The organism is Calditerricola yamamurae, from assembly GCF_054654135.1.
The window spans coordinates 1103021-1114840 of record NZ_BAAIFH010000006.1 but is presented as its reverse complement, the minus strand read 5'-3'; the positions used below and the strand labels follow the sequence as shown (position 1 = coordinate 1114840).

The 11820-nt window shown below is 62.8% G+C and carries 13 protein-coding genes; 11 read left to right on the top strand and 2 right to left on the bottom strand.

From position 1 onward, the window contains the following. Nucleotides 1-43 precede the first annotated feature (43 nt). From ACYQ0Z_RS11795 to ACYQ0Z_RS11775, 5 genes are all read left to right on the top strand, one after another. On the top strand, nt 44-181 hold the full coding sequence (locus ACYQ0Z_RS11795) for a hypothetical protein (RefSeq protein ID WP_459868460.1): 138 nt from the start codon (nt 44-46) through the stop codon (nt 179-181). A gap of 410 nt (nt 182-591) precedes the next feature. Next, a complete protein-coding gene (locus ACYQ0Z_RS11790; RefSeq protein WP_459868457.1) occupies nt 592-1440 on the top strand; it encodes a DUF2705 family protein in 849 nt (282 codons plus the stop codon). Then, entirely contained in the window at nt 1433-2095 is a 663-nt protein-coding gene (locus tag ACYQ0Z_RS11785) for an ABC transporter ATP-binding protein (protein WP_459868454.1), read from the top strand. The genes ACYQ0Z_RS11790 and ACYQ0Z_RS11785 overlap by 8 nt, the downstream gene beginning before the upstream one ends. 20 nt (nt 2096-2115) lie before the next feature. Then, nucleotides 2116-2931, top strand: coding sequence for a hypothetical protein (locus tag ACYQ0Z_RS11780; RefSeq protein WP_459868451.1), 816 nt, complete (start codon nt 2116-2118; stop codon nt 2929-2931). After that, nucleotides 2928-3758, top strand: a complete 831-nt coding sequence (locus ACYQ0Z_RS11775) for a hypothetical protein (protein WP_459868448.1) — start codon at nt 2928-2930, stop codon at nt 3756-3758. Before ACYQ0Z_RS11780 ends, ACYQ0Z_RS11775 begins: the two co-directional genes overlap by 4 nt. A 195-nt stretch (nt 3759-3953) precedes the next feature. Here ACYQ0Z_RS11775 and wrbA read toward each other — a convergent pair whose 3' ends face one another. Continuing rightward, complete coding sequence (gene wrbA / locus ACYQ0Z_RS11770; protein ID WP_459868445.1) at nt 3954-4583, bottom strand: NAD(P)H:quinone oxidoreductase; 630 nt, start codon at nt 4581-4583, stop codon at nt 3954-3956. A gap of 305 nt (nt 4584-4888) precedes the next feature. Between wrbA and ACYQ0Z_RS11765 the strand changes: the two genes are divergently transcribed. The 6 genes from ACYQ0Z_RS11765 (at nt 4889) to ACYQ0Z_RS11740 (ending at nt 10376) form a co-directional block, all read left to right on the top strand. Then, a complete protein-coding gene (locus tag ACYQ0Z_RS11765; RefSeq protein ID WP_459868442.1) occupies nt 4889-5362 on the top strand; it encodes a MarR family winged helix-turn-helix transcriptional regulator in 474 nt (157 codons plus the stop codon). 9 nt (nt 5363-5371) lie between these two features. Then, nucleotides 5372-6307, top strand: a complete 936-nt coding sequence (locus ACYQ0Z_RS11760) for an RluA family pseudouridine synthase (protein WP_459868439.1) — start codon at nt 5372-5374, stop codon at nt 6305-6307. Further along, complete coding sequence (folB, locus tag ACYQ0Z_RS11755; RefSeq protein ID WP_459868436.1) at nt 6304-6729, top strand: dihydroneopterin aldolase; 426 nt, start codon at nt 6304-6306, stop codon at nt 6727-6729. Before ACYQ0Z_RS11760 ends, folB begins: the two co-directional genes overlap by 4 nt. Continuing rightward, the gene (locus tag ACYQ0Z_RS11750; protein ID WP_459868433.1) at nt 6726-7568 is read left to right on the top strand and encodes a class I SAM-dependent methyltransferase; all 843 of its coding nucleotides are present in this window, start codon (nt 6726-6728) and stop codon (nt 7566-7568) included. The genes folB and ACYQ0Z_RS11750 overlap by 4 nt, the downstream gene beginning before the upstream one ends. Beyond that, nucleotides 7565-8239: a hypothetical protein gene (locus ACYQ0Z_RS11745; RefSeq protein ID WP_459868430.1), complete on the top strand. Its 675-nt coding sequence runs from the start codon at nt 7565-7567 to the stop codon at nt 8237-8239. Before ACYQ0Z_RS11750 ends, ACYQ0Z_RS11745 begins: the two co-directional genes overlap by 4 nt. A gap of 97 nt (nt 8240-8336) precedes the next feature. Continuing rightward, on the top strand, nt 8337-10376 hold the full coding sequence (locus ACYQ0Z_RS11740; RefSeq protein WP_459868427.1) for an amylo-alpha-1,6-glucosidase: 2040 nt from the start codon (nt 8337-8339) through the stop codon (nt 10374-10376). Here the strand turns inward: ACYQ0Z_RS11740 and ACYQ0Z_RS11735 are convergent. Beyond that, on the bottom strand, nt 10336-11751 hold the full coding sequence (locus tag ACYQ0Z_RS11735; RefSeq protein ID WP_459868424.1) for an RsmB/NOP family class I SAM-dependent RNA methyltransferase: 1416 nt from the start codon (nt 11749-11751) through the stop codon (nt 10336-10338). The genes ACYQ0Z_RS11740 and ACYQ0Z_RS11735 overlap by 41 nt on opposite strands. Between the last annotated feature and the right edge of the window lie 69 nt (nt 11752-11820).

Genomic DNA, 11820 nt, shown 5'->3' with positions numbered 1-11820 from the left:
TTTCGTCTGCAGGCCGTCAAGGACGGACCGCCGCGGTGACCCTGTGACCAAGGGATTGCTGGCCAAGTGCGCCCGCCATCAGCAGCCCGTACAAGCGCGCACGCCGAAAAAGAAGATGGCCGGCGTAACCGCAGCCGTTGCCCTGGAACGGTCGGAATGGCCATGCCGGCCGCAGCATTGAAGGGACAGGAGCACACTGGAAAAGCGTGTCTCTCGTAAACGTACGAACATGTCTAATGGTTTTCTTTTATTACAATTCATGGTGAATAGGTAACAACCAGAATTTTCGTCGTATCTTCCCTTTCTTTTCGTCTGCGACCAGTTTTTCATGCTGCTGACCGGGGGAGATATCCCTGGTTCTGGGCAAACTGCCCGGGGATAGATTTATAGATTGATACACAGCCAGGGAATGGAATACTGAAAGGGGGCTTCGAAAAAACATTAGACGGAAAAAGTTAACGAAATCCACAGACTGCCTCTGGTAACCGGCAATCTACTACAACAGCTCGGCATCAGAAGGACAGAAAATTACGTATTTCCTCAAACGGAACACATAGAATCATGACTCTGGCATAGAAAGGATAATGCTGTATGTTCAGTATTCTCTCTGCAGAAGCTCATCGTTTGCGACATCGTTGGCAAACCGCCTTGGCTTTCTTGCTCATTATCGGGTTTATGGTTCAAGGTTACATTGCCTATCAGAATAACGGATATCTATCCAATCAGTTCAGTGCGTATATTGCATATCTCTACGCATTAGGGGCCGGCGGAAGTGCTTTTTGGATCGGCATCTTGCCCTTGGCCGCTTGCCTCATCACAGGGGATAGTTTGGCTTGGGACCGGAAAACAGGAGCCGTTCGCTTCCTGCTCGTTCGCGTTCCGCGCCGGCGTTACATTGTCCAGAAAATCCTGGCCACCAGCCTCTTCACCGGGCTGTTGTTCTTTGCCGGGTTTCTTGTTTCGTTTCTCATTGCCATCGTGTGGTTTCCGATGACGCTGCCGCCGTGGCATGTGGTCAACGGTGTTCCTACACTGAGCCACATTGCTCCGAATGGGGAGGTCTATCCGTTTCCTACATTTTTCCACAATCTTTTTTTTGAGCATCCGTTCGTGCACGTGCTCTTGGTTACGCTGGTGGTGATCCTCTCCGCAGTCGCCTGGGCAAACCTGTCGCTGCTTCTTTCGCTCTGGACGACAAATATTTATCTGGTCTTGGGGATCCCCTGGCTCGCTTACATTGTGGTGATGTTCATTATGGCCATTCCAGTCGTTGGTCTGCCCCACATCTCGCCGCTGGCCCTTTCCGGTCCGTTCATCGCCATGCGGTCGGGCTCTCTCGGATTGTGGATTCCGTTCATTTGGCTCGTGATTATTGTAGGCCTGACAGCCGCTACCTACACGATCTTTGTTTTGAGGAAAGGGAGGGACATCCTTGAATAACAATACTTCGATGGCCATCGAAGCACACAACGTCGAAAAACACTTGGGCGGCGTGGCCATCCTCCGGGGTGTCAATCTTCGGGTGGAATATGGAGAAATCGTGGCCATTGTGGGCGCAAACGGGTCCGGGAAATCCTTGTTCCTTCGCACCCTTTGCGGCCTGGTCTATCCGGACAAGGGCCAGATTGTGATCGGAGGGCAGCTCCTCAAACCCGGAATGACAGGGGCGCTTGCCGACGTTGGCGTGCTGATCGAGACGCCGGGATTTCTGCCGTATCTGTCGGGAATGGACAACTTGCGGCTTTTGGCCATGCTGCGCCGCCGGATTACCGATGATGAAGTTGCGATGGCCATGCGCCAGGTCGGGCTCGATCCGGCCAACAAGCGTCCTGTCCGGACGTATTCGATGGGCATGCGGCAGCGCCTGGGCATCGCCCAGGCCTTGATGGAACGGCCACGTGTTCTGTTATTGGACGAGCCCACGAACGCGCTGGATCCGGAGTTCACGGAAACCTTCCTCCAGATGCTCAAAACGTTGCGTACGCAGGGTGTCGCCATTGTCCTGACGTCCCATGAATTACACGAGGTTGCGGAGCTGGCGGACCGCATTCTCGTCATGCGGGACGGGATATTGTCGGATTACCGTCCCGCTTAAAGGGAGGGAACCCCGATCCCGTGTCTTTCCGCATGGTCTGGTTTCACGCACTGGTTTTATTGAGCCGCAAACGATGGAAGGTGGTTCCGCTCTTCGCCCTTGGGATCACAGTCCTTGCGGTGGCGGATCTCGCCAAGGGTTACGGGAAGCTCGGCGATGCGAACCAGTGGGACGTCTTGCTGAATGTGTTCAACGATCCGTTTAAGGTCGTTGTTCTTCTGCCGGCATTCTTTTTCATCCTGGTTGCGGATGTCGTGACGCAAGACCTCGAAGGATGGGGGTATCTACACTGGAACCGCGGTCCGTCTCGGGCTCTGTGGTGGTGGAGCAAGGTAGGCACCGTGGGAATTGCGGCCTTCCTGTACAGCAGCATGATGTGGCTAATTGCCGTGCTGGTCAGCGTCTTTACGGTGCAATGGCAGCTACCCTGGAGCCGGTTGGTGATGCTATCGCAGTGGAGTTACCCGGGCGGTCTTGGGCCGCAACACCTCCATGTGCCACCACCTGTGATTTTGTTTCAAGCGTGGGTATTGATCACCTGGGGCCTTTTCGTCTGGGGCACGATCATTGCCCTCCTGGCCTTTGTGCTGCGCCATACCGGCATAGCCTGGATGACAGGTGCCGCAAGTTGTTTGATTTCGTACGGCATCTGGATAATTGCTACGGAAAAAGCTCCCTGGGCACCCACCTTGCACTTGCTGTTGAAGGTACACGTAGAATTCGAGAGCCGGGTGCCTGCGTTCTTCACGATCGGATGGTCGTTCCTCGCAGAAACCCTTTTGCTCTTGGCCGCCGGCGTGGTGGGTCATCTTTTGTCGGTGAGGCGTGATCTTTGACCATGGAAAATGCAGGGCTGCATCAACATGGGCGACTTTGCAGCGTGGAGTTTCGCGTATTGGCAAAGCGACGAATATGGCTGATTCTCTTGCCGGTTGTGGGGCTCTATGGGATCCTGAGCGCCCTGAATGTCAAGAATGTAATTTCCGATCACCTTTTGAATCCTTGGCAAATTGGGGTTATGGTTCTAGGAGGACCATCATTTCAGACGTCCGTGCTGAAAATCCTTGAGTGGCTGATCATCCCTGGCGCGTTCGTCCTCGGCGTGGGCGAGCCGTATTCCCTGTTGGCGACCCCTTGGAACCAACTCGTCCTCGTTCGCGTGCCGAGCCGCTGGCGCTTTTGGTGGAGACGAACCGTCACCTGGTACGGGTGGGCCTTGCTGTACGGACTTGTGGTTTTGGGAATTGGCGTCGTAGCCGGGAAAATGGCGCATCCATCGGCTACGTGGGGCATACCCCAAACGTTGAGCCTGGACAATTTGCAAATCGAAAACGGGTTCTTGCTGATCGCTTGGGTTGGCCTCTGTCTCATCGCCACTCTTTGGGGCTACACTACCCTGCTGCTCCTTTTTTCGCTGTTTTTCTCACGTCCTGGCGTGGCGACGATTTTCACATTGGTCGTGGGGTACGGGTTAACCGCTCTGGGCGTATACGTCCCCAGCGTCATCTCCTACCTTCGCCCGTTGTTGGGAGCAAGACTGAATCTGTTTCCAGATACTAACCTGAACGGGAACGACTTCTTGTCACTTGGCTTTAGCACAGGTGTTTGGGTATTCGTCGGTGTGTTAGCTGGATATTCACTTTTCTATCGCAGATCAATATGATGTTAAAAAATAGGCCCGCAAAAACGGGCCCTTTCTTGTGTGATCGATGATCACCGTGTTGCCATAGCCATTCATAAGCCAAACCTTGGCGAAATGCCATGGGCCGATGGTACCGGCCAAGCCAATACGGTGGCACGGCGACCGGCAAAAAACGAGCGGGCTGCCGACAGGGGTTGGTCGACAGCCCTCTGTCTGTTACCGGTTGGCTTTGAGGGCGGCGGCGATGCGGGCCACGCGCTCGCCGAGACGGGCAGCCATCGTCTTCTCCCGCTCGTCCGGCATGCGCGAACCGTCCGGACCGGCCACCGTCGAGGCGCCGTAGGGCGTACCGCCGATACCTTCGGCGGTGAGCTGTTCTTGGTTTTCGCCGTACGGCAGGCCCACATAGATCATGCCGAAGTGGAGCATCGGGACGATGGAGGTGAGGAGCGTGGCTTCCTGCCCTCCGTGGATGGAGCCGGTGCTGGTGAACACGGAGGTTACCTTGCCTTCCAGCGCGCCGGACGCCCACAGGCCGCCGGCGGTGTCGATGAACTGCTTCATTTGCGCCGGCATCATCCCGAAGCGGGTGGGTACGCCCCAGATGATCCCATCGGCCCACTTCAGATCATCGTGGGTAGCCTCGGGGATGTCTTTCTGGGCCTCTTGCGCCTTCACATAGGCTTCTTGTGTCGACATGGCCTGACGTGCTGCCTCGAATTCCGGCACCTTGGCGATCTTTACGTTGGCGCCGGCGCGCTTGGCTCCCTCGGCGACAGCCTTGGCCATTTCAAAGGTGTGGCCGTAAGCGCTGTAGTAGACGACGAGGATGTTGGGACTGGTCATTTGTGCTTCACTCCTTTTGCCAAAGATTCGTTGCCACCAGCTGGGCATTGCGCGTTCCTCCTGGGGGTAGGTTCGGGAGGGAGCGATGCGCAAATATCTCGATGTTAAATATCTTGAGTTCGAAATGATTATATCCCCGACCGCATCGGTCCGTCAAGGGCGCGGCTCGGCATTTGACCGAACCCCTTCCATCGACTAGAATGTTCCCACAGCGAGGTTTTCTATACGGCGCAAGCTTGCCGCAAAGCGCACGCTTCGGAGGGAACGTGGTGTTCTTGCGAGGCGTGACGTAAGGAGTGGGCACGATGACCCGGAGAACGGAAGAAACGGAGCGCGCGCTGCACTTGTTCCGTGTGCTGGTGCGCGCCCACCGCAGCGTGGTGGAGCATTCGGTTCGCGACATCAAATCCCACGGGTTGCACCCGACGGAATTTGCCGTGCTGGAGCTCTTGTACCACAAAGGGCCGCAGCCGCTCCAGCGCATTGCCACCAGCATCTTGCTGGCCAGCGGTAGTGTTACCTATGTGGTGGATAAGTTGGAGAAAAACGGAATGCTGCGGCGGGAAGCCTGCCCGACGGACCGCCGCGTGGTGTACGCCGTGCTGACCGATCAAGGCCGGGCGCTCTTGGAGCGCATCTTTCCCGACCATGCCGAGACCATTCGCCGCGCGGTGGGCGGCCTTTCGGCACACGAACAGGAGACGCTGATCGCGCTGTTGAAACGCATGGGGCTGCACGCCCAGCGCCTGCTTGACGAGACGGGCGTGCGGAAAGGTTGAGGTGCCGATATGGTGACGTATGTCGTGAGCAAGGCGGAGAGCGGCAAAAAGCTGCACCGCTTGCTGCGCCACTTGTTGCCCAACATGCCTCTTGGTCGGCTGTACAAGATGATCGACCAGGGGCACGTCCGGGTGAACGGCAAGCGTAAAAAGAAGGAATACGCGGTGGCGGAAGGCGATGTGCTCTCCTTCCAGATGACGGAGGAGGAGTATCGCCAGGCGGCGGCCGGCCCGCGCAAGCGAAAATTCGCCGGCGTGCCGGCGGACCTTGACGTGGTGTACGAGGACGACGAGCTCCTCGTGGTCAACAAGCCTCCGGGTCTGCTGGTCCACCCGGACCGGACGGAGTACAAGAATACCCTGATCGCCCGCGTACACGCCTACTTGTACCGAAAGGGCGAGCTGGACAGCCGCTTCTTCTTGCCGGCGGCGGCGGGGCGCCTGGACCGCAACACGAGCGGGCTAGTCCTGGTCGGGAAGACGGCAGGGATGCTCCACCAGCTCAACCGGTGGCACCAGGAGCGGGCCATCGGCAAGTTCTACCTGACCGTGGTGGAGGGAACGCCGCCGGCGGAAGGAGAGATCCGCCGTGCCCTCATGCGCGACCCGTCGGCCAACCGGACGCGCGTCGCATCCGGCGGCAAGGACGCGGTCACGCGCTACCGCGTGCTGGACGCGCAAGGCGGATATGCCCTGGTGGAGGTGGAGCTCGTCAGCGGGCGCACGCACCAGATCCGTGCCCACTTGCAGAGCATCGGCCATCCGCTGCTCGGGGACGTCAAGTATGGCGGGCGGCCGGCCTTTGGGGTGAACCACCAGCTGTTGCACGCCTGGCGCGTGGGCTTGCCCGACGGCCGCGTGTTTGTGGCCCCGCTTCCCGACGTGTTTGCCCGCGTGGTGAAGGCCATCGGCTTGCGCGTGCCGGAGTGGAGGGAAAGCCGATGACAGACAGCATTGCCCTGGAAGGGATGGTCTTTTACGGGTACCACGGGGTGTACGAGGAAGAGCGGCGCCTCGGCCAGCGCTTTGTCGTCGACCTGCGCCTGGACGTCGACTTGCGTGAGGCCGGGCGATCCGACCGCCTCGAGGCCAGCGTCGACTACGTCCAGGTGTACCGCGACGTGCGTGCCGTGGTGGAGGGCGAGCCCCTGCGGCTCATCGAAGCGGTGGCCGAGCGGATTGCCCAGGTGGTTCTCGACCGTCACCCGCGGGTGGTGCGGGTGACGGTGACGGTGAAGAAACCGGCGGTGTCCCTGCCCGGCGCGCTGGCCCACGCGGCGGTGACCCTGTCGCGCGGCCGGGAAGACGTGCGGAGGGGAGAAGGCGCGGCGGGCGGGGATAAACGCGGAACGGAGGCGATGGGATGAGGGCAGAAAGCGGATGTCACGCGGCCGCGAGTACCCGTGACAATTGGTACGAAACCAGTTTTCGCGAGGATTATCTCCTGGTCTACCGCCACCGCGATGAGGCGGCGGCGGAACGCGAGCTGGGGGCGCTGCTCGACTTCTTGGGCCTGCCGCCCGGATCGCGGGTGTTGGATGCCTGCTGCGGCACCGGACGGCACAGCGTGGTCCTCGCGCGGCGGGGCTATTGCGTGGTGGGGGTGGACCTTTCGGAGGTGTTGCTGACGCGCGCGCGGGCGAAAACCTCGGGGCTGCCGGTGCGGTTTGTGCGACAGGACGTGCGCAAGTTGGACGTTGGCGGCGATTACGATGCCGTCTTCAACCTGTTTACCAGTTTCGGGTATTTTTCCGACGCCGACAACCAGCGAGCCCTTTGCCGCATGGCGCGGGCACTTCGCCCCGGGGGGATCTTCGTTCTCGATTACTTGAACCCCGCCTACGTACGGAATACCCTCGTCCCCCATTCCGTGCGCACGGTGGACGGCGCGCGCATTGAAGAGACGCGGACGATTGTCGATGCGCCGGTGCCGCGCGTGGAGAAAGCCATTGTCGTCACCGACTCCCGCGGCACGCGCACCTATCGGGAGTCGGTCCGCCTCTACACGCCGGAGGAGATGGCCCGGCTGTTCCAGAACGCCGATTTGCGCATCCGGCACTGGTTTGGCGACTACACCCTCGCGCCTTACGAGGAGGCCGCCTCGCCGCGCATGATCGTGCTGGCGGAACGGATGGGATCGGGTGCGCCGGCGGGCGGAAGCGGCGCCGGAAGGGACGAGGGCGACCGGGGAGGGGACGGCTCGTGATCCCCGCGCTGCTATGGACGATCAGCGCGCTGATCGGTGCTGCCTTTTCGGTGCGCGTTGGAATCCGGTTTTGGCGCACCCGCAGGCTGCACCATGCCGCCTGGTTCGTGGGATTTGCGCTCTACACCTTCACCGCGCTGGCCAGCGCGCTTGCCTACGCGGTGGGGTGGAACCCGTGGATGTACAAGTTGTGGTACGTGGCCGCGGCGGCCTTGGTGGCCTTCCTCGGGGCCGGGGAGCTGTACTTCGTGGCCCGGCCCCGCTGGGCACACGCCTTTTTGGGCGCGATGGTTCTTGTGGCGCTGGCCATGCTGGTAAAGGCGCTGAATGCTCCCGTTGACCTGGCGCGCCTCGGGGCGGGCGGTGAGATCGGCGGCGAGGCCCTTCCCGGAAGTGTGCGCCTCTTTTCTCCCCTTCTCACGATCCCGGGCAGCCTGGCGCTGATCGGGGGGGCGCTGTGGTCGGGCCTGCGCCGTCGGTCGGTAGCCGGTCTGTGGGTGGCTACGGGTTCCCTCATCATGGCCAGCGGCGGCACGTTGACCCGTTTCGGGATGGCCGAGCTGTTGCCGGTGGCCAATTCCGTCGGCGTTGTCCTGTTGTATGCCGGCTACGTCATCGCGGGCGTCCGTCAGATGGAAAGCGGGATCGTATCGGAGAAGACGGCAGGATGACGCCCCGAGGGGTGGAAACGAAAACACGGTACCCGTAAACGGGCGGGGGCATGGCCCCCGCGTTTTTGTCCCGGCAGACGACGATCGGAAGGAGGCGATGGCGTTGTTCCTCGTTCTCGGCCCGGACGCGTTCGCCGACGTGGCGGAAGCGACGCGACGGGAGTGGCTGGAGACGAACGGTCTGGGCGGCTACGCCATGGGCACGGTTGGGCAGCTGCCGACGCGAAAGTACCACGGTTACCTGACGGCGTCGCTTGCGCCGCCGACGGACCGGGTGAACCTCGTGCCGCATCTGGAGGAGACGTTGTGGGTGGACGGGGGGCCGTACCGGCTTTCTGGTGTCTATGTCCCCGACGGGCTGGAAGTGCCGGAGCTGGCGGTCTTTCGCCAGTTCGTGCCGGATCCCTTTCCCACGTGGACCTTTGCCGTGGGCGATGTAACGTTGGTGAAGCGCGTGGCCATGGTGCACGGAGAAAATGCCACGGTGGTGTCCTATCGTGTGATTGGCGGAGGGGAGCGCTCCGTGGACCTGACCGTCCGTCCGCATGTGGCCGGGCGCGACCACCACGCGACCCTCGGACCGAAGCACGGGGGGTTTTCCCTGCACCGGCACCCGGTAGGGGACGGGTTGGTGCTGCGTGTGGACCTTGAGGCGTTGGGACGAGCGGTGATCCTTTTCGCCACCCGCGGAACCGTTGACGTGCATCCCGAGCGGCGCATGCTGCGTTATCCCGAGGAGGAGCGCCGCGGAGAGGGGGGCCATGTCGAGGCGTGCTGGGTCCCGGGAACGTGGCGTGTCCGCCTGCGCGATGGGGATGAGGTGTACCTGGTGCTGGCCCTTGGCGGGGAGGCGGCGGATCCGGTGCGCGCGGCGGTGGAGGCCTACGGCGATCCGGCGAAGCTGGTGGAAACGGAAGCGGAGCGGCGCGCGCGCTTGGCCGATGCGGCGGGCTTTTCCCATCCGTTGTGGCGTCGCCTGGTAGTGGCCGCCGACCAGTTCCTCGTGCACCGCGCCACGACCGGTACGACGAGTGTCATTGCCGGGTACCCCTGGTTCAACGATTGGGGGCGCGACGCCCTGATCGCCCTGCCCGGGCTGACGCTGGCCGTGGGGCGACCCGATGTGGCGCGGGAGATCCTCCTCACCTACGCCCGGCACGTTCGCGACGGGCTCATCCCCAACATGTTCGCCGACCGCGGCGGGGAGCCGCTGTACAACGCCGTGGACGCCCCGCTGTGGTTCTTCGAGGCGGCAGCCAAGTACTGGCAGCATACCGGCGACGGCGCGTTTCTGCGTGAGCATTTGCTCGACGCGATGAGCCGGATCGTGCACGGCTATCTCGAGGGCACACGCCACGGGATTCGGGTTGACGCCGATGGGCTGGTACGGGCCGGGGAGCCGGGCGTGCAGCTGACGTGGATGGATGCGAAGGTGGGTGACTGGGTGGTGACACCGCGAAGCGGCAAGCCGGTGGAAGTGCAGGCCCTGTGGTACAACGCCCTGCGAATCATGGGGGCCGTCTCCCGCGCCTGCAGCCAGGAGGATCCCTTTACGCCCCTGGCCGAAAAAGCGAAGACCTCCTTTGTGGAGGCCTTCTGGAACGAGGAGAGAGGATATTTGTACGACGTCGTCGGTGACGACGGCGAGAAGGACCCCGCGCTTCGCCCCAACCAGATCTTTGCTGTCTCCCTGACCTACCCGATCTTGCCGTCCGACAAGCAGCGGCGCGTGGTCGATGCGGTGTGGCGCCACCTGCTCACGCCGTACGGGCTGCGTACCCTGGCCCCGCAAGATCCGCAGTACCGCGGGACGTACGGCGGTGACCGCTGGGCGCGCGACGCGGCGTATCACCAGGGAACGGTGTGGCCGTGGCTACTGGGGCCCTTCATCCGCGCCTTTCTGCGCGTCTACGGCGACGATCCGGCCAAGGTGGCGCTGGCCCGCTCCTGGCTGGAGGGCTTTGCCGCCCACCTTGCCGATGCCGGGGTGGGCACCGTCTCCGAGGTGTTTGACGGAGACGCCCCCCATCGCCCCGGCGGCTGCATTGCCCAGGCGTGGAGCGTGGCCGAACTCTTGCGGGCGTGGGTGGAGGACGTCAGTCCGGCCAGCGCCACCCTTTCGGATAATGGTTTTTGAGCTGGCCGCCGACCTGCTTGCCCCACCCCAGCGGATAACCGTCGACGGTGACCACCGTCCAGCCGGCTTCGCCGGCGCGGGGGAGCACCTCGCCGCGCAGGTAGGCCCGCACGGCCGGATCGTCGGCGGCAAAGTCGGCTCGCCGGCGGAAGGCGTCACCTGGCAGGCCGAGGGCGAGCACGTGTCCCGGCTCGAAGCGGTCCTTCTTCACCGCGCCGAGGGGCCAGCCAAAACGGACGATGCGCAGGCCGCTGAGGTCGGGCAGCTCGCCGTGGCCGTCGGGCAGGCGGTACAGGAAAGCGCCCACCAGGGCGAAGTCTCCCTCGACGGTCCGCGTCAGGGCCTCGCCTTCAAAGCGCCGGAACAGGGACACGGCCTCGGCCACTGCGCCGGCTGGGTGCATTCGCGTGCGGCGTTGGCCTTGTTCGGCATGGGCAGCGGACGATTGCGCATCCGCGTCGGCACGCTTTTCGAGCAGGGCGAGGAAATGCCCCTCGCCGCGCACGCGGTGGGGCCACAGGCGTACGGCGCGGGTGAGCGATTCCCGGCCGTCCGCCCATTCCGGGCGGCCCGGCGCGAAATGGGGCGCCGGGGGCGGGGCCACCAGATCAAAGAACGGGTGTTCGTCGAGGAACCGGGCGATGACCCGCTCGTTCTCCTCGGGAGCGAAGGTGCAAGTGGAATAGACGAGCCGCCCCCCGGGGCGCAGCATGGCCGCTGCACTGCGCAGGATGGCCAGCTGCCGCCGGGCATGGGGCTCCAGCTGCCCTTCGTCCCACTCCCGGATCGTGTCCGGGTCTTTGCGGAACATGCCTTCCCCCGAGCAGGGGGCGTCGACGAGGATGCGGTCGAAATAGCCGGCGAACCGCGCGGCGAGTCGGTCGGGCGATTCGTTCAGCACGAGGGCGTTTTTCACCCCGAACCGTTCCAGGTTGACCACCAGGGCTTTGACGCGCGCCGGATGGATTTCATTCGCCACCAGGAGACCCCGGTCGTCCATGCGCTGGGCCAGGTGCGTCGTCTTGCCGCCGGGGGCGGCGCACAAGTCGAGCACGCGCTCCCCCGGCTGCGGGTCGAGGAGGGTCGCCGCGGCCATGGCGCTGGGCTCCTGCAGGTAATAGAGCCCGGCGGCGTGGTAGGGATGCTTGCCCGGCTGGGCGGTCTCGTCGCAGTAGAAACCTTCCGGACACCACGGCACCGGGTCCGGCGCCAGGCTGAGGCGGCGCGTCAGCTCCATGGGGGTGATCTTCAGCGTGTTGACCCGGAGGCCGTGGGTGCGCCCTTCGCGGTAGCTGGCCACAAAAGCGGCGAATTCTGCCGGGCCCAAGAGCGTGCGCATGCGGCGAAGAAAGGCTTCGGGCAACTTCGTGTTCACCAATACCGCTCCTTTCGCGTCGGAAGGGGAAAGGAAAGGCGCAAAGCAAAGCGTCAGGGGTCCGCGCGG